Source organism: Dolichospermum sp. FACHB-1091 (genome assembly GCF_014697585.1).
In the GTDB taxonomy this organism is placed as follows: Bacteria; Cyanobacteriota; Cyanobacteriia; order Cyanobacteriales; family Nostocaceae; genus Dolichospermum.
In genome coordinates, this window is record NZ_JACJSB010000014.1 from 33,666 (window position 1) to 54,972 (window position 21,307).

Here is a 21,307-nt window from a genome sequence, read left to right on the forward strand (position 1 = left end):
ACAAATTATTCAGCCTTAGCAACCAGTGTTACTCGTCCTTGATTACCATAACCAACTTCGCCAATATAGCGATTAGAATCGTGTAATTCAGCGACAATATATTGAGCAGATTCCTGATGATCTAAAGTGGGCTTTAGGTCAATTGCTCTAAAAAATACCTGTGGCCATTCCCACCGCAAACTCTTTGTTAAACCAAATAAACCGGCAGCAATTGCACTGAAATTAGTTTCATGTCCTAACCCAAATTTACCATCAAGATGAGCGACTGTGCAGAAGCTTGTTCTTCCTGCTAATGATGCTGCATTATTCAAAGTTACTTTCAAATGTTTTGCCATTAAAAACACTTGTTTAATAATTGCTTTTTCTGCTTCTGGATAGGAAATATGACCAGGTTTTTCAGGTTGAAATTGAGGATGTAGGTGAATAAATGCCCCAATTGATCCATGTTTAGTAATCACACTTTGCAATAATAATTGCAGATGTTGTTCACTCATGTTTGCCAATGTAATGCGAGTAACACCTGCTGGTAATGGTAATTGTGTAGGAATTAAGGATTGGGGGAAACTCAAAACTACAATTTTCCAACTTTGTGCTACTAGTGCATCAACTAATTTTGTGGTAGTTAAAGAACCATCGTCCGTAATTAAACCAATGTGTCCTGCTGGTAGTTGTGCTTCCAAAAAATCTGGTCTGGGTAAGGTTCTTAGTTGAACTGGACGACGGGGAAGATTAGGGTCTACCATAGGTGGTGGGGTTAAATCCACTGTTATAGTGGACTCCACCCCCGCGCAGCGATTAAGGGGAGTTACCGGGTTAATATCAAACTGCGGCTTTTTTTTTTCACCTCCCACCAGTGATTGGAGGTAGTTAACGATTTGCCCAATTGTCCGTAAATCTCCCAGTTCTTCTATATTAGGTTTGGGTAAATTCGGATATGCTTCCTGCATTGCCCCTAGTATTTCTACTCGTTTAATGGAATCTATACCTAAATCGGCTTCCATGTCCATATCCAGTTCCAACATTTCCACCGGATAACCCGTTTTTTCGCTGGTAATGTTTAACAGAGTTTGGGCTAAATCAGCATATTCGTTACTGTTTTCGTCAGGTTGAGAACTGGGAATTGAAAATTGGGGAATAATAATTGGTTCTGCTGCTAATTCCTCTATTATCTCTGTGGGAATTTGAGGAATAATAATTGATTCGGCTGGGATTTCTGTTGTTAATGGATTCTGTTTTTGCAGATATTCGACAACTTGACCAATGGTGCGCTTTTCTGCTAGTTCTTCAAGGTTTGGTTTGGGCAAATTAGGATATAATTCTTGCAATCCTCCTAAAATTTCTACTTTTTTAATAGAGTCAATTCCTAAGTCTGCTTCCATATCCATATCGAGTTCTAACATTTCGATAGGATAACCTGTTTTTTCGCTGGTTATAGTTAATAAATTGTTGGCTAAATCATCTAGATTAATGTTATTAACTACGGGTACAGTTTCAGGAATTAATGCAATTGGTTCAGGTTCAGATTCAATTATCTCGTTAATTACAGGTTCGATAACTTTATTGACAGTTGAAATAGGTATTTCTAATTCAACTTTTGGCTCAACTTTTGACTCAATTACTGGTACTGGTTGGGGGGGAATAATAGTAACATTAGCAGCAACAGGTGCTTCTTCAGGGGTAGATAGGGGAATAAAAGCCGCCGTTTCTTGAGTTTGAGAAATCAGTTGAGAATATTCTTCTTGAATGAGTTGGAAAAAGTGTTTGGTATATTCTATTTGTTCCCGCAAATACTGTTCATGAATGCGGAGGGTTTCACCTTGTTGAGAATGAAACTGCATCATACTGCGTTCTAAGCTTTCCATGATTACCTGCTTAATTTGAGCAGCTTCAGCAGAAGATCTAACATTAGCAAATAATTTATTTTGCTGCTGCATTAATTGAAAGAATGTTTTGGTGTATTCTATTTGATGGTTAAGATATGTGCTGTGAACTTCTAAATTCTCGCTTTGGTTATATTGAAACTGGCTGAGAAGTTGTTCCAAACTGGTGAGAATTTGTTGGCAATTTACAAGTTGATCTGGTGTTTGCATTTTATCTCTAGATTGCTGTGCGAACAATTCTGCAATGGATCTTTTCTCTGGTTCTTTAATGAGAGTTGCAGTATTCATCTGTGGTTGTAACTGAGTTGCCATGACAGGTTGTTTTTTATGTCCATTACCGTTGCCGTTATGTCCATTCGTTGAAGGAATTTTGATAATTTCTGAATTATCAATTTCTAGACTTTTCAATTCTGGAATTTCTGGACTTTTAACCTCCTGAACTCCTGAAATTTTATCTCCATTCTGCAAGCTTTCAATAAAGGCATTTTTGGTTTTATCGGAAATGTAGTTAATGCCAGTTAATTTGACATTAAGAGTCTTTTTAGCCGCAATAGTAGGTAATACGGGAGGAAGTTGATAAGGGTCAAGATTGCCGAGATTCATGCCGATAACGCGCAACTCAACTACAGCTTCTCGCAAGGAGCGATCGCTATTTTTTTGTGGACTAGGATTCAGAGATATAGTAATATGAGGACGATCTCCTAATATCTCTTTCACCAAATTACTTAAAACTCGTTTTGGTCCAAATTCTACAAAGCAATAACCACCGGCACCATAGATATTTTCAATTTCTTGTTTAAACAGCACTGAACTAGCCAAATGGCTTTCCAAATTCTTTTGAATTGCTGTGGCATCTTGGGGATAATGTTTACCAGTGACATTACTAAAAACGGGAATTTGCGGATTTTTAAAAGTTACTGATTTAGTAGCAATAGCAAAGGATTTTTGTGCGAATGCTATTAATGGAGTATGAAAAGCCGCAGACACAGGTAATAAAACCGCACCATATCCCAATTTTTGGCAAGCATGATGAATTTTATCAATTTCTAACTTTGGACCTGCTAAAACAATTTGGGTGGGAGAATTGAAATTAGCAATACTCACTTTAGGAAATTGCTTCAGTAGCGGTTCAATTTTGCTGATATCTTCCTTCACCGCTAACATACTACCAGGGTCATGATCTGGGTCCTTTGGTGCGGCCATGGCTTGTCCTCTAGACTTCACCAAGAACAAATAATCAGCCTCACTCAATACTCCAGCAGCCCACAAAGCCGTTAATTCACCAAAACTATGGCCTGCGGTGAAATCTGCTTTAAAGCCAGCTTGCTGCAAAATTCCATACAACCCGGCACTGAATACACCAATGGCAGGTTGGGCATATTCGGTTCTTTGTAAAGCTGCAATTTGCGCTTTTTTCTCAGTTTCATCAAAGGTAGAATGAGGAAAAACAACTTCAGAAATCGGTTGCAAATTACTTTGTTTTAACAAATTATCCATCTTGCCATATAACTGCCGCAAGCTGGGGAAATTCATTACCGCTTCTCTTCCCATTTCCAAATATTGAGAACCTTGTCCAGAGAATAAAGCGACAACTTTTCCAGACAATTCCATACCAGAGGAACGGTAATAAATACCTTGAGGATGTTCCCAAGATGTTGCGTCAGGCTTATTTTTTAGTAACTCAATACTAATTTGCAGCAACTTACAAGCTTCTTGTAAATTCTCGGCTATAAACCCAATTCTTACCGCTGTTTTGGGAATAGTTAGCGATTGACACTCTTGCAATAATTGAGAATAATATCTTTCTCCATCATTAGCTTGCAAATTATTAAAAGTTGCCTCTAACTTACTAATTAATTCAGCTTGACTAGCACCAAATAATAGCATTTCACTAGAGTTATTATGTAAACGATAGGCATTTCGTTGTTCTGGTTCATACTCTTCTAAAACAACATGATAATTTGTGCCGCCAAAACCGAAAGAACTCACCCCTGCACGTCTGGGAGTTTCACCTTCTGCCTTAATCCAGGGTCTAGTTTGAGTATTTAGATAAAAGGAGGAATTTTCAATATCTAATTTCGGATTTGGTTCATTAATATTGATTGTCGCTGGTAATATTTTGTGATGCAATGCTAGGGCAGTTTTAATTAAACTAGCTGCACCTGCGGCGGCTTTTGTATGTCCAATTTGCGATTTTACACTTCCTAAAGCAATGTGTTGTTTTTGGGTATCATGCTTCCCAAAATAATCTTTTAAAGAACCAAATTCCGTAGGATCTCCAGCCATTGTTCCCGTACCATGGGCTTCCATTAAACCCACAGTTGCTGGAGAAAAACCAGCATCATCATAAGCCCGTTCTAAAGCCTTAACTTGTCCTTCTTTTCTAGGGGCATAAATACTCTTATAGCGACCATCGCTAGAAGTACCAATTCCCTTAATTACCGCATAGATTTTATCGCCATCTTTTTGGGCATCTTCTAAGCGTTTTAAGAGAATCATGCCAATACCTTCACCTAACATCATTCCGTCAGATTTAGCATCAAATGGTTTAACATTATCGCTAGGACTAACAGCCGGAGTTTTGCTAAAAGAAATGTAGGCCATGATGGTATTATCGGTGTCTACTCCACCCGTTAACATCATATCGCTACGATGTTCAACTAATTCACTAATGGCCATTTTTAATGCCCCGAAAGAACTAGCACAAGCAGCATCAACTACACAATTTGTACCGCCAAAATTAAATCGGTTAGCAATTCTTCCAGCCACAACATTTGCTAACATTCCAGGGAAAGCATTTTCATCCCATTTGACATAGGCAGATTTGATTTTATCAACGATTTTCTTAGTATCTTCGTCAGATAAACCACTGCTTTTGAGAACTTTTTCCCAAATTGGATATTCTAATCTAGCAGCTAAGGGCATTGCTAATTGTTTGCCCATTGCTACACCTAAAATAACTCCAATATTCTCGCGGTTAAATTCACGAGAATCACCATAACCTGCATCTTCCATTGCTTCTTTTGCAACTACTAAACTTAATAGTTGAGAAACATCTGTAACTTCTAAAATGCTGGGGGGAATGCCAAATTCCATGGGGTTAAAATCAACTTCGGGAATGAAACCACCACGTTTACAATAGGTTTTATCTTCTGGTGTTCTTGGATTAGGATCATAGTAATCTTCCACACTCCAATGACTTGAAGGAACATCAGTGATACAGTCAGCTTTATTAACAATATTTTGCCAGTAATCTCTTAAATTTCTCGCTTGAGGCATTAAAGAAGCCATACCAATAATAGCTATTGGATTTGCTTGTAGTTTTCTGTTAATTTCTTTATTTGACATGGAATTTTCTGATAATGTGCCGTTATTCATGTTCATTTTTTTTTCCTTTATAAACCTAAGTAAAGCCTGTTCACAACTATTAATTTCGGCTTCTAATTCCGTCAAGGAAGTATTTATTGTGTCTATCTTTTTTGGGGGGTAAGACATCATGGCATAGACTAATCTTGAGTACCGTAAATTGTGCAGCACAATACGCTATTAACAGGTATTTATTCTATCTATATTAGTGCATTTATCCCAGGTAAGTTTAAAGGCTTGACTTGAGATTAATACTACAGAATATATACGCCATTTTTTTGCGACTGTTGGATTTTTGAACCAGTTTTAGAACCTTTTGTTCATGAATAAATACTAGACAATACTGGATTTTTGATATTGAGAAAGTGAAGATAGAAAATCCCCGACTTCTTTATTTAATCCTGTGAATAAATTATGATTTCTTACCAGAAGTATGAGACCTGAATGCTATGCTGACTCCTTAAATTACAGGTATGAAAACAGAAGGGCTTCTATTTCTTAATCATTGAATGTTTTACCCAGTTGATAATCACATTCTGTATATTGATAAATGCCTTGACCAGTTTTTAAAGTCCAGGATAACCTATTTTAGATGATTAGACTCATAAAAGCTGCCAAAATCGTTACAAAAATAATCAGCACTCTGTGGCAAATTCTCTAAATAGTGAAAAAATACTTAAACAGTTTTTTAAGAATCTAGCAGTTTGTAACTTGGAGAAATACAAAACCCCGATTTATTAAGGAATAGGTTTTGTTTCTTTAGGTAATTCTGCTCTAAAAAACTGAATGAATTTTAGTATTTATTCTGTTTCTTGACATCAAATCAACAGTTTATTTTTCATCTATAAATGTTGAATTAATAAAAAGACTAACATAGTTTAGAGAAAATGAATAGTTCATTTTTGCTAATTTTTGGAGAAAAATATTTATTAATTTACCTCCTTGTACATACAAATTAATTACTTGAGTATAATTGAAAACCGCATTTTTGATAACAAATTCTTGGTAATTACGGTTTTAACATCAATGTTTTCTTGATAATTCAAGAATTATATCTAAATTGTTTCATAAGTAACTAATCCATAAATATACAAGGGAAATATTTGAACATATCCGGGTTTTTTTGAGCAAACTATCATAATTAATCTCTAATTTTTGATGAATTTATAAGATAACTCACCTTTTATAGACAATTGGTTATTTATAAACCAAAGATTAATTTTTGTCTTTGATCATGTCAATAATTGATAACAATACCAGATCAATAAGTTCTAACATTAAATAGGAAAATTCTGCATATATTTAGTAAAGTTTGCTAAAATAAATACAAATTTTTCTATTAATTTATGATTAATCAAAGATTTTGATGAAAACAAAGAAATTTAGTTGACAATATCAAATTTATTTGAGATACTTGCAGGTAAGTTTATTCATTTCTCTAAGTTATGAGCATCATTAATGCTTAGGAATTGAAGATTTTTATTTCTGATCAGGACTATCGTATTTTAGGTTACTTAATTAAATGCCCATCCAAGATAAAATTGATAGCATAACGTGGCATTAATCATCAATTATTTGCAGTAAAATCTACCTTGATTCTAGGTTAATTTGGGTATTTATAACAGCGAGAAATGCTGACAACAATTCATACATAAATAATTAGACATATCGCCTCTATAAAGGCAACAGAGGATAAGTCTATAACCATTACGAGTATTTTCTGAAATAACACCATGGGAATAAAAATATGGCACTAAATAAACCAAGCCAATTATTCAAATTGACTGCGCTAAAGTGGAAAATAATTTTGGCAACTTCTCTAACTTTAGCTACGGGGTTAGTATCTTTATATATTTTCTATCAATTGAAGATCAATTCTCAGATTCTATCTCCTGCGGTGACAACAACTAGTAAATCTCAACCTACTCCTATTAAAATTGCTGTAACTGCATTAGGAAGGTTACAACCAAAAGATAAAATTACTTATTTATCTGCCCCTAATTCTATCAATGGTGTCAGAGTAGAAAAACTGTTGATTAAGGAAGGGGATAATGTAAAAAAAGGACAAGTATTAGCTTATCTAGAAAACTATGCTCGTTCCCAAGCAGCCATACAACAAGCATTTGATAAATTGTTAATTGCTAGAGCTAAACTAGCACAGGTAAAAGCTGGAGCAAAAACTGGAGATATTAATGCTCAAAAAGCCACAATTACTCGGTTAAATTCCCAATTACAAGGAGATATTGCCGCGCAAGTAGCAACAATTAATCGCATTCGGGCTGAAGTTGAAAATGCTCAAAAAGAGAGTAATCGCTATCAGCAATTATTTAAAGATGGTGCTATTTCTGCTTCCATTGTTGATAGTAAAAATTTAACCCTAAAAACTACACAACAGCAGCTAAAAGAGGCTCAGGCTACTCTTAAAAGAACTGAAAATACACTTGAAGATCAACTCAAAGAAGCAAAATCTAAACTTAATAGCATTAAAGAAGTTAGGCCTGTAGATGTAGAATTAGCAGAAAGTGAAGTTAAAAGTGCAGAAACAGCAATTAAACAAGCGAAAGCCGATCATGATTTAACTTACATTTCTTCCACTATAGATGGGACAATTTTACGAATTAATGCTAGAAATGGAGAAATAATTTCTACTGCTGGCTTTACAGAAATTGGTAATACATCACAAATGCAAGTCTTAGCAGAAGTCTATCAAACGGATATTCAAAATATTCGAGTTGGTCAAAAAGCTAAGATCACTAGCACTACATTTCCTGGTGCATTACAGGGAACTGTACGAGAAATTGGCTGGCAAGTTAATCAACAAGGTATCTTTAGTATTAATCCCAATTCTGACGCAGACCGGAGAGTAATTGAGGTCAAAATATCTATTGATAATCCCGCAGATAGTCAAAAGATATCTCGCTTAACTAACTTACAAGTTGACGTTGCCATCCAAATTTAGTTATTAATTACTATTTATTTGTTATTTGTTATTTTCCGCAAATAACAAATATTAACTAATAACTAACAACTAATAACTAACAACTAATATGAATATCAAAATTCCTTTAGCGTGGCTACAGCTTGTCCAGCAGAAACTTCGCTTTGTGATAGCTGTAGCCGGAATTGGCTTTATTGTGCTGCTAATGTTTATCCAGCTAGGTTTTCAAGATGCACTATATTCTAGTGCAACAGCATTACATCAACGATTGAACGGTGATTTGTTTTTAGTTAGTTCTCAATATAAATCTTTGACAGCAATTCAAAGTTTTTCTCGCACTCGATTATATCAAACACTAGGATTTGATGGTGTTGATTCTGTTAGTTCAATTTATTTGCAATTTGCGAAATTAAAAAATCCCATTAGTGGTGAGAAATATTCAATTTATGTCATTGGTTTTGATCCTGGAAAATCCGTGCTAGATATTCCAGAAGTTGAGCAAAATTTAGATAAACTCAAAATTCCTGATGTCATGTTATTTGACAAAGATGCCCGTTCAGAATTTGGACCAATAGCAGAACTATTTAATCAGGGAAATATTCAACAACCAATTGAAATCTTTCCTTTCGATGCAATTAAGGGCTATCGGGTGCGAGTTGGGGGTTTATTCGGTTTAGGACCGTCCTTTGGTGTTGATGGTAATTTAATTGTTAGTGATTCAACTTTTTTAAGAATTAATCCTAATAGTCGTCCAGTGGAAAAAATAGATATGGGAGTGATTAAACTCAAGTCCGGTGCTGATATAAAACGAGTTTTAAATAGTTTAAAGAACAAGCTCCCACAGGATGTAAAAATATTCACTCGTCAAGAATTTATTGATTTTGAGAAACAATATTGGTCTGTAAGAACTCCTATTGGTTTTATTCTGAACTTAATGCTGATTATGGCTTCTGTTGTTGGTGTAGTAATTGTTTACCAAATTTTGTATAGCAACATTGCCACTCAATTTATTGCCTATGCAACTCTAAAAGCTATTGGTTATGCTAATGGATATTTATTAAATGTTGTTTTTCAACAAGCATTAATCTTAGCATTGTTAGGTTATATTCCTGGCTTTATTGTTTCCATTGGTTTATATGATTTTGCCATGAAAGCAACTAAATTACCTATCATGATGACAAGTAATAATGCCTTACTTGTCTTAGTATCTACAGTCTTAATTTGTATCACATCTGGAGCATTAGCTATTAATAAACTCCGTTCTGCTGATCCGGCTGATAGTTTTTAGGGATTTATTGTTCTGTAAATTCAGCAAATTTTACTCAATATTCTCTAAATTAGAACTAACCAAAGATAGAAGTTTAATGTTATTAGCAACAGTAAAATTTTCTTGTCAGTGCAACAGTTCTTAATTGTGGTTTGCCCCAATTATGAAATAAGATTGTATTGCTTATTCAACCTTATCACTACTACAAAACACTTATCTATATTTCAACATGAACTTGCAAAACAAAACTCTCCTGATTACCGGAATTGACGAATTTATTGGTTTACGTGCAGCCGAATTAGCCATAGGTCAAGGGATGAAAGTTAGAGCTATACAAAGTTCCCAAATTAAAGATAAAACAGCGCAAAATTTAGGTATTGAAGTTCTAGTTGGTAATATCACTGATCCTGGAATTTGCTCAAAAGCTTGTCAAGGAATAGATATAGTTTTACATACTGCTCAAATTGCCGAAGAAGCTGGAGACATTAAGCATTTTCGAGAAATAAATGTTAATGGTACTATTAATATCGCCAAAGCTGCTAAACAAGCAGGTGTAAAAACATTTGTCCATCTTTCTAGCACTTTAGTATATGGGTTTGATTACCCTGAGAAAGTTACAGAATTAGGTGTACTTTCCGGTGAAAATAATCCTTATTGTCAGACAAAAATTGAAGCTGAAATCGAAGTTTTAAAACTGAACAATGCCCCTGAATTTGGAGTAATTGTAATTCGGGCTGGTGATGTCTATGGACCGGGAAGTATTCCTTGGATTGTCCGGCCAATTCAGATGATGCGACAAAAATTATTTGCCTATGCTAATGATGGTAAAGGTGTGATGAATCATCTATATGTAGATAACTTAATTGATGCTATCTTTTTAGCCATAGAAAAATCAGCCTATGGGGAAATTTTTAACATTACTGATGGTCAAGAAACTTCCTGGAAAGATTATTTTATTCATCTCGCTTCACTGGAAGGTTTACCAGCGCCAATGTCTTTACCTAAAGAGGAAATGAAGTTATTTTTGCGTGTGCGTCTTCAGGGACAAAAACTATTTCGTAAAAAAGCTGATATTCTCCCGGAATCAGTTGATTTTATGAGTCGTCCTTATGCCTATTCTATTGCAAAGGCACAAAATATTTTAAATTATCAAGCTAAAGTTGATTTAGCAGAAGGAATGGGTCGTACTCGTGAATGGTTGCAAAAAACTGACATTCAAAAACTGATGAAATAGATAAAATTCTCCAAGGGTAAATTTTCACAATTAGGAAGTTTTGACTAATGTTTAAAATTGTAAACCTGTTCATTGCCACTTTGCTAACTATTAGCTTCAACGAAATAGCTCAGGCTGAATCAACAACATCATTAACTGTAGTTGTTAATGGTATTCGTAATCAAACTGGGGAAATTTGCATGAGAGTTTATAACTCTGAAAAAGGATTTCCAAATAATGCTAAAAGTGAAGTTAAAAGTGGTTGTACTAAAATTACTGGAAATTCTATTAAACAGGTATTTTCTGGGTTAAAACCTGGTAATTATGCTGTGGCTGTAGTTGATGATCAAAATGGCGATCGCCAACTCAATAAAGACTTTTTCGGCATTCCTGAAGAGGGTTTTGGTATTTCTAGAAATCCCATTGTTTCTATCAGCACTGGCACACCTAAGTTCAGAAATGCCAGTTTTAAAGTTGATCAGAATACTACAATTAATATTTTTTTGAAGTATTCTCTTGATCCTTAATTTGGAATTTAATACGGTTTAGTTAAGTCTAAAATTCTATTCTTAACTGAACTGTATTGATTGATAATTTCCAATCGGGAGTTAGATATATATTCTAACTTTTTTCCGTGACTTCTAAGTTATATCTGAGACTATAGAGATAATGCCAGATTTGATGATATTTCTATCTAAGTCTTTGTTGGGTTGGCTGGTAATTCAGAGTTGTTTAACGTTAATATTTTTATGGTATTTACGTTCATATAAACCACAATCATTACCAGATGAAAAATTACCAAAAACGGCAGTAATTCTTTGTTTACGAGGTGCTGATCCATTTTTACATAATTGTTTGCGATCGCTCTTACAACAAAATTACCCAAAATATGATCTAAAATTGATCATTGATAGTCAAGAAGATCCAGCTTTTAAAATTGTCACTGAAACAATCAATGAACTAGGTTCAACTAATGTTCAAATTAGCATTTTAAGAGCAGTTCGTCATAATTGTAGTCTTAAATGTAGTTCTCTAATACAAGCTGTTTCTGACTTAGATAACGCTTATCCAGTCATCGCTTTTATTGATGCTGATACTGTAGTTCATCCTAATTGGTTACGAGAATTAGTTACTCCTCTTCTTGATGAAAAAGTTGGTCTAACAACAGGAAACCGTTGGTATGTTCCCACTGGTAATTATTGGGGTTCATTAGTTCGCTACTCCGGTAATGTTTCTACAGTTGTGCAAATGTTTCTCTTTCAAATTCCTTGGGGTGGAACTTTAGCTATCAAAACAGAAGTCTTAAACCGCATCAAACTTTTGGATAAGTGGGGAGAAGTTTTAACAGATGATATGCTTCTGCATAAACTTATCAAACAACAAAAGTTACAAATTAAGTTTATCCCTTCTTTATTAATGCTAAATCAGGAAGAAAGTAGTTTAAGTAACTTACTAGAATCATTAAAACGATTAATAATTAGTTCTAAACTTTATCACCCTGGTTGGTTAGCCATAATTAGTGAAGCATATTCTAGTATTCTCGTACCAAATCTAGTCATTATCATCATTTTCTATCTCTTGCTTCAGTCTCAATGGTACGCTGGATTTTTATTATTTTTCTCTTACATTTCCTATACCATTGGTTTAGTTTTACTCATGCTATTGATGGAAGTATCAATACATCATATCCTGCATAATCAAGGTAGAAAAATACCCAAATTATCGCCTTTAATTATCCTCAAAATGTTAATGTCTATCCCTTTAACACAGTGGATTTATGGTTTAATAATACTATCTTCTTTGTGGACATCAAGTATTACTTGGCGGGGAATTACTTATCGAATCCAAGGACGTGAAAATATTCGGTTAATTGAATACCGTCCTTACCAATGGTTAGATCAACCAATTGATCCAAAAGCCTCTCTCTAGAGAATGGGTAAAATTTTAGATTTTTTATTTTCGCTTCAATATCTAAAATCCCCCAATCCAATAATTATTGGAAAGCATCAGTAATATATTTTATCAGGAAAAATTACCTCATGATCATGAACAAGAAACCCCTTAGAATCGCCTTATTTACAGGATTATACGCTCCATTTTTAACAGGAGTTTCTGTTGCTGTACACCAGCGAGTTCACTGGTTATTAAAACAAGGGCATGAAGTTTTTTTAATTCACCCAGAAATTAATGATCAATACCCTCCACAAGTTGGTAAACGTCCCATGTCAGGAATTGAAGAACTAGAAACATTTATTAATTTTTCTGCTTATTCATTTCCCACAGAACCACTGATTTTTTATAAATCTTTACCCCAACCATTAAGTCATCGTCATTGGAGTGATACAAAATTACTCACTCACTTTCAACCTGATATTATTATTGTCGAAGAAGCCCCACAAATGAGAGGTTTATATTCTGGTTTTTTACAAGGTTATGGCCGTTCTGTGGGAGTAGAATATGCCAGAAAAACAAACACACCTATTGTTTCAGTTTTCCACACAGATATCATTGCCTATATTCAATATTATTTCGGTAATACAGTCTTTAATTTAGTGCGTCCTTTTCTGCCAATCTTGGTTAAACAATTTAGTGAAACTTATGATTTAAGTTTATTTTCTTCCCGTGAACAACTGGCTAAATACCAAAAATTAAAAGCTCAACGCGCCGAATATCTTCCCTATCAAGGAATTGATTGCCAAAAATTTCATCCCCGCAATATTTCTTATGATCCAATTCCTGATGATCAACGTCCAACTATTTTATTTGTAGGGCGTATTACTCCAGAAAAAAATGTTAATCAACTTTTAGATATTTATCCTCTCATTGCTGCTAAAATTCCTGATGTTCATCTAGTAATTGTTGGTAGCGGTCCTTTGGATGCAGAAATTCGTCGTCGCGCTCAAAATTTCCCCCATGGTGTCACTATTTGGGGTGAATCTCATGGTAAGGAACTTTTAGGTTGGTTTGCAAAAGCAGATATATTTGTTAACCCTTCTATCACCGAAAATTTCTGCACGACAACTAACGAAGCTTTAGCTTCTGGAACACCTGTAGTGGCTGTTGTCGCCCCTTCAACTGCTGAACAGGTTATTTCTGGGGTTAATGGTTTTCTAGCAGCACCCAATGACCCTAGAGATTTCGCCCAAAAAGTAATTACAATTCTCGAAAATCCTGACCTCAAAGACCAATTAACCGCACAAGCACGTCCTTCCATTCTGGAATTTGATTGGTCAGCTTGTACCCAAAAGTTTGAAAATAAGCTTTATGAATTAGTGAATATCCGCCGAGAGGTAGATATCTAAATCAACCTCAAAAAAACGCCAATTTGGCTACTGAAATAGAAATACCTCTGCTAGACTGTTTAAGTAGTTGACCTGTGGGCTTTTAGGTTCTTAGCTTGAGATATTAATCAATCTATCTTGTGATCATTCTCAAGATTGCCTACTTCAATTGATCACAAGATTTGTATTATCCTCAATCTTACCTAAAACTCTTTATACCCCAGAAGTTCCCACTTCTGGGGTTTTTGTTATTTTGGTCATTAGTTATTGGTTATTATCATAGGAATAAAAAATCTCAGACAAAACTATCTTAATTATGTCCGCAATTTCTTCGATTTTTTATTGTTAATTAAGCGAGAACTATGTACCTGTAACAATAATTATCAATAAATTCCTTTTTTTCGAGACATAAATACATTAATTATGTCCTAACTATTAGATTGAACCACTTGATTATCTAAAATTAATTAGTAAAAATATAAATAAGTCTAACATCTTGTAGGCTCTCTTGGTGACAACTTAACCTTATCCAATGTCCAAAGTCCGCTCAGTCGGACTTTTTTATTTATCTGGATATCCTCTACATTCTTGTGTCATTTTTTAACTTCTCAATTTGTTTAGTAAAGTATAATTCCTGGTATTTAAGTTGTTGGGCTATTTCTAATCCTTTCTCAAATGCTGTTAATGCTTTTGCGTATTCTCGCTGTTCTAAATATATGTCACCAATTTGATCATAAGCCAACATTAAACCATAAAAATTGTTAGCTAATGTTTCTGTTTCAATCAGAATTAAGCTAGTTTCTAAAGCTGCGGTGATTTGTTTTTGTGAACGGTAAAAAGCAATTAATTTATTTAATGCTTCTCCAGCCCTAGCGTACTGTTCTAATTTCCATGCAATAGTATAAGCTTCTTGATAATTATCAAAAGCCTTTTGCCTGAAATTAGGGTTTTCTTTAGCTAGAAATTCATAATTTGCAGCTATGGCTAATTTCAAAGTTGGAATTTGAGTTAAATTCTGTTCATTAGTGGAAATTTCTACTAATTTATTCAATATATCTATTGCTGCTTGGTTTTGTTTTCCTTGAGTGTAGATATAGGCTAACTGTTTTAAATATTCTAATTCATTAGTTTTATCACCCTGATTAATTGCCAAACTTAATAACTTTTGGTAAACATTAGCAGCTTGTGTATAATCAAACCAACTTAAATGTAATTCACCAATATTCTTTAAAGTGTCTATTTCTGCTAATGAATCTTTTTGCTCTTTTACTAATATTAAAACTTGTTGATATGCCGATATTCCTAATTTATAAAGACGAAGTTTTTGATAAGCATTACCAAGAGATTTCCACAATTGTAAATCTGTGCTTTTTTGTTTGACCATATCGCTTTGAATTACTTGCAACCGCTGACTAATATATTGCACCTCTTCCCTTTCATTTTCATTAACAGCGATTTCTCCTACCCGTGATAAGGCTTCCACTTCGGCAAATGTACCTAAAAATCGTCTTAACCTTAATTCACGGTTCCAAATCTCAAAGGCTTTCTTCTTATCTTCTCCTTGTACTATTGTCCGCGCTTCTTGATTTAACTTATCTAAATCTATCTTCAAGTTTTGTAATTCCACTGGTGTTAATTCCCGTTTATTTGTCAAATTCGGTAACAACGGGTCCGGTATAGTTCTTTCTAGAGGACTAGGAGGAAATTTATCTAAATTTTCAACTTTCTTATCCCTTGCTAGTGTGCCAAGAATACACAAATGCCAGATAATAATAGTGGTAATGATCAAAATAAAACGTTGTAACATACTAAATTTATCTCTCTTGTATTAATTTAAGTCTAGTATTACTGATGTTACCAATTAATGATTAATTCAGTACAAGTCTATACCCTTTTTCTATTTTAAGAGTTCCCTTCCCACACAAATAAATTCAGGAATCAAGCAAGATTCCTATAGATTACAGGCAAATGCCACGTTTTACAACTATTCTGACTCGGTGACTCTTGACTCCTGATTCCTTTTTTTATTAGCATGATTAAAATAATTCCTGCCATTAGTGTCAAAAACTTTAGTTTTTACTACGACAACCAAAAAATTATTGACAATATATCCATGGATATTCCGCAAAATAAAATCATTGCCATTATTGGACCTAGTGGTTGTGGTAAGTCTACATTTTTAAAATCTCTTAATCGCATGAGTGACTTAGAGGGAGAAGTTCAAACCGAAGGAAGAATAGAATTTTTTGGGCAAAATATTTACGAACGACGAATTAATCTCAGTCGTCTCCGTCGTCAAATTACTACAATCTACTCTACCCCTAATCTTTTCCCTATTAGCATTTATGATAATATTGCTTACGGTGTAAAATTAACAGGATGGCAACCAAAACAAGAATTAGATGATATTGTTGAGTTAGCTCTCAAAGCTGCTGATATTTGGGAAGAAGTCAAAAATAAGCTCCATAAATCTGCTTTAGAACTAGGTTATGGACAACAACAACGTCTGTGTATTGCTCGCGCTTTAGCCGTCAAACCCCAAGTTATTCTCATGGATGAACTTTGCGTTAGACTTGATACCATCAATACCATGAAAATTGAAGAACTAATTGAGTGTTTACGTTCTAAACTGACAATTATATTTATCTCTCATAATATGCAGCAAGTCTCTCGCCTCGCAGATTTTACAGCCCTGTTTCAATACAATAAAAATCATGTTGGACAATTAAGAGATTTTGCACCGACTAAAAAAATCTTAACTCAATATATAGATTATCGAGTCCATGATTATGTTGCCAGCTATTCAAGGTAATACGGCGGTTTCTAATTATATGAGGTAAATTGTAGCCCGCTCTCATCTCACCACCCCATCTCACCCCCGCAATGGGGGGAAGAAAAGGATAAACTTTTGATATTGGGGGGTTGGTGTGCATTCATCCTCTAAGAGGATGTTTCTAAAGTCTAAATTAATACCTAACCCGGCGATTAGAAAGATGCTTCCAGCACGCTACCGGAACGCGTCTACATAGACAAAACCCACCTTCATGGGTTAGGAACCTTAATTTTGTGTTAGTCCACGCACCATCTAGAATTAGTTTGTATAGTAGCGTTAGCCTTTGGCGTGCCTAAGCCATATTATATTCGCCCAATACTTTTAAAACATCCTCTAAGAAGCTAAAAATGAACGCAGCAAGAAAAAACTGGCAATAGATTTAGCATCTACAGATTCTCCCGCCAAAATGGCTTTTTCTAATTCTTGAGGAGTGAGTAATACAATTTCAATATCTTCATCTTCATCTTTTTCTGGTGGTGTTTCCAGCTTTTCTAAATCTCTAGCGATAAAAGCATAGATGATTTCATCGGAATAACCAGGAGCAAGAAAAAACTCTCCCAGTTTATCCCACTGATGAGCATGATAGCCAGTTTCTTCTTCAATTTCCCTTTTAACAGTTTCTAAAGGACTTTCATTGGGTTCCACAGTACCAGCAGGAAATTCTAACAATCTTCCCTGCACTGCAAACCGATATTGACGCACAAGTACAAGCTTACCATCTGCGGTTATGGGTATAGCCAAAGCACCGCCAGGATGACGAACACATTCCCATTCTCCTTCTGATTTGTTCGGTAAACGCAAGCGATTAACTTCAAAGTTAAATTTGCGCCCTTTATAAAATAAGCGTTGCTTCAGTAACTGTGGTAATTCTCTACCTAATGGCATAGTCAAATTCTATCAGTTGTTAATACAAAGAACTTATACAAGGCTTTGTTTTGTCCTCAGTTCTTTTTTGGTGGCAAAAATGGTAATTTTTTCACCCCGCACCATAAATGTACACCAGAAATGTCTACCCCCAGTAGCAAATCTTGAATTACTGTTCAAATGTGTATCTAATTTGAAGCAATTTCCGCTAGAGGGACTAACACATTTAAAATTGCTTGGGAGTTATTAAGTTTACCACAGAATCTTAATGTTCCGCAATATTATGCAAAAAATGCATAATTTTATTATTTATCATAGTCATAAAGGGTTTGATAGAAAACGTACTTTAGAACTGAATTAACTGAATAACTTATGGGGTATTATATTAGCACCAAGATATTGCGCTTAGATCAAACAGGAGAAACTGCTATTGCTACTTGGTAATCATGAACAAAATGAAGAGTCCGCATGATGAAAACTTACTACCGAGAATGCAGGTGAAGGCGAAGCAGTTATTAAACCAGGTGAGAACCCTATCATCTAGAATCTTGAGCAGCGATAAACCATTTTATCGTCGTGTTTGGTTTTGGGCGGGTTTAAGTATAGGTGGTGGGATCATCGCTTTACATTACACAATCTTAGAAATAGATAGAAATTTACCAGATCAGTCCGCACTTAAAGCAGTAATTCGGGAGCAAACACTAACGATTAAAGCTGCTGATGGTACTGTGTTACAACAGCAAGGTGAAGCCACTAGAGAGCAGTTGCAACTGGAACAAATACCAGATAATGTCAAAAAGGCTTTTATTGCTGCGGAAGACCGAAGATTTAATCAACACAATGGGGTTGATATCCAGGGGATTTTTAGGGCGGTAATCAATAATTTGCGATCGCAAGATGTGGTAGAAGGTGGTAGTACAATTACCCAACAGGTAGCCCGCATTCTCTTTCTCAAACAAGAAAAAACCTTCTGGCGTAAACTGAAAGAAGTCCGGTTAGCCCAAAAAATAGAGCGACAATTAACTAAAGATCAAATTCTCGAACGTTATCTAAATCTTGTATATTTAGGCTCTGGTGCTTATGGTGTGGGTGATGCAGCTTGGGTTTACTTTAGTAAATCCATAGATCAACTTACCTTATCAGAAATGGCCACCTTGGCTGGTTTAGCTCCTGCACCTAACCTCTATGCACCAGACAAAAACCTAAAAGCAGCCACAGAACGGCGAAATTTGGTGTTGGCGCGGATGGCAGAAGATGGCATAATTACACCAATACAAAAACAAGCCGCTATTCAAGAACCATTAATAGTTAACAGCAACTTACCCAAACGGTGGCAGGTAGATTCTCCCTACTTTACTAGCTATATTCAAAAGGAATTACCAAAGCACGTTTCTCCTGATATCTTAGCTAGTGGTGGTTTGGTAGTAGAAACCAGTTTAAACCCAACTTGGCAAAAAGCCGCAGAAGCCGCAGTCACAAAAATCTTGAAAAATGAAGGACGGTGGCAAAACTTTAAAGAAGCAGCTATGGTGGCCATAGATCCTCGAAATGGGGAAATTCAGGCCATGGTGGGTGGAAAAGACTTCGGTAAAAACCAATTTAATCGCGTTACTCAGGCACAAAGACAACCAGGATCAACCTTTAAAGGATTTGTCTATGCTACAGCGATCGCCACGGGTAAAAGTCCCTATGATAGCTACCTAGATGAACCTTTATCAATAGATGGTTATGAGCCAAAAAACTACCATGACAAATTCTCCGGCTGGTTAAATATGAGGGATGCTCTCACCAAATCCATCAATACAATTGCCGTAAAAGTATTAATAGATACAGGTTTTCAGCCAACCCTTAAACTTGCCCATGATATGGGAATTAAATCAGAACTAAAACCTACCTATTCTTTAGCTCTTGGTTCTAATGAAGTCAACCTATTAGAACTAACTAATGCTTATGGTACATTTGCTACCCAAGGAAATTATATAGAAGCTCACGGTATTCGTCGCATCCTCAACCGCGAAGGTAATGTCATCTGGTCTGCCAAATATGAACCTAAGCAAGTTTTAGACACTGATAGTAGCACCATTATGACTTGGATGTTACGAAATGTCGTCAGGGAGGGAACTGGGGCAGCGGCTCAATTAGATGATAGACAAGTGGCCGGAAAAACAGGAACTTCCGATGAAGCCCGTGATTTATGGTTTATTGGTTATATTCCCCAAGTTGTCACTGGAGTGTGGTTAGGGAATGATAATAATACCCCTACCTATGGTAGTAGTGGTAGCGCCGCTTATGCCTGGCATGAATTTATGAAAAAAGCAGTAGAGGGAATGCCTGTAGAAAAGTTTCCCACCCTGCCCAAACTAGAAAACCGCAAAGGTAGTATTAAAGCCGAACCTATCAAACCTAAAAAATTTATCCGTAGAGTGATTAATGATAATAATCAAAAATCAGATCGGGATAATACTGAAAATTCTGATTCATCAACAAGAAGGAGACGCAGACGACGCTATTCCCAGTCGGAAGATACAACAGAAAACACCCCCAGACGCAGACGACGCTATTCTCAGGAAGAAAACAAGACATCTGCCTCCTCTCGCCGAGAAAGACGATATCGTAGGAAAAAATCACGCTCTGAAAATTCATCTTCCTCAACAGAGAATAATTCTGGAGAATCTTCATCACCACAATCTTCCTGGAGAGAAAGACTTAAACCCAATTCTTCACCAGAAAATTAAGTTAATGTTATGTCTTTTAATACAGAAAAGATTTTTCCTGGGGCAGATGTAGGTGATCCGCTCAGTTTATACTTTATGAAGAAGTGTAACCTACATTAAGCGAATATCCCCATGAGTTATTTATTGCTCCAAGTTCAAGCCGAAGCGACGGGAAATCACTTTCCCTTAGCCTTCACTTTGGTGTATGTAGTCGGTTTTATCGCTGCTGTCACCATTGGTTCAATTGCCTGGTACAACTCCAAACGTCCCCCAGGTTGGGAGAGTAAAGAACGTCCTAACATTGTCCCCAAGGTTGAGAAGGAATCATAGGACTTCAGGGCTTTAGCCCTTATTTTGTTCGCGTAGCGTCTCAAAGAGAGCTAGTCCTCACTACCATTGAGAATATTATGCCAGTTGCGTAAGTCCTGAATAAATTAAGTAGTAGGTGATCCGTAATGGGAAAAGAATATATTACCCATTACCCATTACCCATTACCTAATTCTGTACGTCAACACAACGACGGTAGAGCTTTTGAATTTGCTTCAGCAGTGTAGTGTGTGCTGCTTGGTTAGCACCACTAGACTTACTTAACTCTGTCAATTGGGTGAGGAGTCTTGCTTCTTCAATAGCTATATCACCATCACTATAAATCAAGCCACTAATGGCTTCAATTAAATTCTCATAATCTTCCGTCGTTGGGCGATCGCCTAAATACTCTTTTACCCATTTATAACAGTCCTTCGGCTTCACTGGCACTAATTCATACAACCAAGGCTTTATTTCGGGATCACTAGCTAAACCTTTAGCTTGAGCTATTTCCCGCAAATATTGCCGTTCTTCCGGCTGGATTTTACCATCAATCCAAGCTGCTCCAATCAGGATTTTTACTAGGTTTTTGACATGGGAATTATTAACCATTGCTGCCTCCTCTGGTAGATTCCGGCCTTGAT

General features: G+C 35.6%; 13 protein-coding genes. 9 read left to right on the forward strand and 4 right to left on the reverse strand.

Translation table 11 applies throughout. The features are described 5' to 3' along the window. Positions 1–5: 5 nt before the first annotated feature. On the reverse strand, positions 6–5,375 hold the full coding sequence (locus tag H6G25_RS10775) for a type I polyketide synthase (RefSeq protein WP_190392528.1): 5,370 nt from the start codon (positions 5,373–5,375) through the stop codon (positions 6–8). Between the two features lie 1,618 nt (positions 5,376–6,993). Here H6G25_RS10775 and H6G25_RS10780 point away from each other — a divergent pair. The 6 genes from H6G25_RS10780 to H6G25_RS10805 all read left to right on the forward strand — a co-directional run bounded on the left by H6G25_RS10780 (position 6,994) and on the right by H6G25_RS10805 (position 13,966). After that, on the forward strand, positions 6,994–8,205 hold the full coding sequence (locus tag H6G25_RS10780; protein ID WP_190392473.1) for an ABC exporter membrane fusion protein: 1,212 nt from the start codon (positions 6,994–6,996) through the stop codon (positions 8,203–8,205). Between the two features lie 88 nt (positions 8,206–8,293). Continuing rightward, a complete protein-coding gene (gene devC, locus H6G25_RS10785) occupies positions 8,294–9,472 on the forward strand; it encodes an ABC transporter permease DevC (RefSeq protein ID WP_190392474.1) in 1,179 nt (392 codons plus the stop codon). Positions 9,473–9,680: 208 nt separating this feature from the next. Further along, positions 9,681–10,685 (forward strand): NAD-dependent epimerase/dehydratase family protein, encoded by a 1,005-nt coding sequence (locus H6G25_RS10790; protein ID WP_190392475.1) that lies wholly within the window; start codon positions 9,681–9,683, stop codon positions 10,683–10,685. A gap of 47 nt (positions 10,686–10,732) precedes the next feature. Continuing rightward, on the forward strand, positions 10,733–11,191 hold the full coding sequence (locus H6G25_RS10795; RefSeq protein WP_190392476.1) for a DUF2141 domain-containing protein: 459 nt from the start codon (positions 10,733–10,735) through the stop codon (positions 11,189–11,191). A 142-nt stretch (positions 11,192–11,333) separates the two neighbouring features. After that, complete coding sequence (locus tag H6G25_RS10800; protein ID WP_190392477.1) at positions 11,334–12,593, forward strand: glycosyltransferase family 2 protein; 1,260 nt, start codon at positions 11,334–11,336, stop codon at positions 12,591–12,593. 116 nt (positions 12,594–12,709) lie between these two features. Further along, entirely contained in the window at positions 12,710–13,966 is a 1,257-nt protein-coding gene (locus H6G25_RS10805; RefSeq protein WP_190392478.1) for a glycosyltransferase, read from the forward strand. 559 nt (positions 13,967–14,525) lie between these two features. On the opposite strand, the gene H6G25_RS10810 is transcribed toward H6G25_RS10805, so the two are convergent. Continuing rightward, positions 14,526–15,752 carry a tetratricopeptide repeat protein gene (locus tag H6G25_RS10810; protein ID WP_190392479.1) on the reverse strand — a complete coding sequence of 409 codons (1,227 nt, stop codon included), beginning with the start codon at positions 15,750–15,752 and terminating at the stop codon, positions 14,526–14,528. 225 nt (positions 15,753–15,977) lie between these two features. Here H6G25_RS10810 and H6G25_RS10815 point away from each other — a divergent pair, with 225 nt between their 5' ends. Next, entirely contained in the window at positions 15,978–16,757 is a 780-nt protein-coding gene (locus H6G25_RS10815) for an ATP-binding cassette domain-containing protein (RefSeq protein WP_190392480.1), read from the forward strand. A gap of 354 nt (positions 16,758–17,111) precedes the next feature. Here the strand turns inward: H6G25_RS10815 and H6G25_RS10820 are convergent, their stop codons facing one another. Beyond that, complete coding sequence (locus H6G25_RS10820; RefSeq protein WP_190392481.1) at positions 17,112–17,663, reverse strand: NUDIX hydrolase; 552 nt, start codon at positions 17,661–17,663, stop codon at positions 17,112–17,114. Positions 17,664–18,088: 425 nt separating this feature from the next. On the opposite strand from H6G25_RS10820, the gene H6G25_RS10825 reads away from it, so the two are divergent. Together H6G25_RS10825 and H6G25_RS10830 are read left to right on the forward strand one after the other, a co-directional pair. Continuing rightward, a complete protein-coding gene (locus H6G25_RS10825; RefSeq protein ID WP_242034937.1) occupies positions 18,089–20,377 on the forward strand; it encodes a penicillin-binding protein 1A in 2,289 nt (762 codons plus the stop codon). Between the two features lie 111 nt (positions 20,378–20,488). After that, positions 20,489–20,686 carry a hypothetical protein gene (locus H6G25_RS10830; RefSeq protein ID WP_137908247.1) on the forward strand — a complete coding sequence of 66 codons (198 nt, stop codon included), beginning with the start codon at positions 20,489–20,491 and terminating at the stop codon, positions 20,684–20,686. Between the two features lie 166 nt (positions 20,687–20,852). Here the strand turns inward: H6G25_RS10830 and H6G25_RS10835 are convergent, their stop codons facing one another. Then, positions 20,853–21,275, reverse strand: coding sequence for a TerB family tellurite resistance protein (locus tag H6G25_RS10835; RefSeq protein WP_190392530.1), 423 nt, complete (start codon positions 21,273–21,275; stop codon positions 20,853–20,855). Positions 21,276–21,307 lie beyond the last annotated feature (32 nt).

Coding starts and splice junctions, on each gene's coding strand:
- H6G25_RS10835 (WP_190392530.1), bottom strand. CDS start 21,275: ATGGTTAATAATTCCCATGTCAAAAACCTAGTAAAAATCCTGATTGGA.
- H6G25_RS10795 (WP_190392476.1), top strand. CDS start 10,733: ATGTTTAAAATTGTAAACCTGTTCATTGCCACTTTGCTAACTATTAGC.
- H6G25_RS10775 (WP_190392528.1), bottom strand. CDS start 5,375: ATGTCTTACCCCCCAAAAAAGATAGACACAATAAATACTTCCTTGACG.
- H6G25_RS10805 (WP_190392478.1), top strand. CDS start 12,710: ATGAACAAGAAACCCCTTAGAATCGCCTTATTTACAGGATTATACGCT.
- H6G25_RS10810 (WP_190392479.1), bottom strand. CDS start 15,752: ATGTTACAACGTTTTATTTTGATCATTACCACTATTATTATCTGGCAT.
- H6G25_RS10800 (WP_190392477.1), top strand. CDS start 11,334: ATGCCAGATTTGATGATATTTCTATCTAAGTCTTTGTTGGGTTGGCTG.
- H6G25_RS10780 (WP_190392473.1), top strand. CDS start 6,994: ATGGCACTAAATAAACCAAGCCAATTATTCAAATTGACTGCGCTAAAG.
- H6G25_RS10825 (WP_242034937.1), top strand. CDS start 18,089: ATGAACAAAATGAAGAGTCCGCATGATGAAAACTTACTACCGAGAATG.
- H6G25_RS10820 (WP_190392481.1), bottom strand. CDS start 17,663: ATGCCATTAGGTAGAGAATTACCACAGTTACTGAAGCAACGCTTATTT.
- H6G25_RS10830 (WP_137908247.1), top strand. CDS start 20,489: ATGAGTTATTTATTGCTCCAAGTTCAAGCCGAAGCGACGGGAAATCAC.
- H6G25_RS10815 (WP_190392480.1), top strand. CDS start 15,978: ATGATTAAAATAATTCCTGCCATTAGTGTCAAAAACTTTAGTTTTTAC.
- devC (WP_190392474.1), top strand. CDS start 8,294: ATGAATATCAAAATTCCTTTAGCGTGGCTACAGCTTGTCCAGCAGAAA.
- H6G25_RS10790 (WP_190392475.1), top strand. CDS start 9,681: ATGAACTTGCAAAACAAAACTCTCCTGATTACCGGAATTGACGAATTT.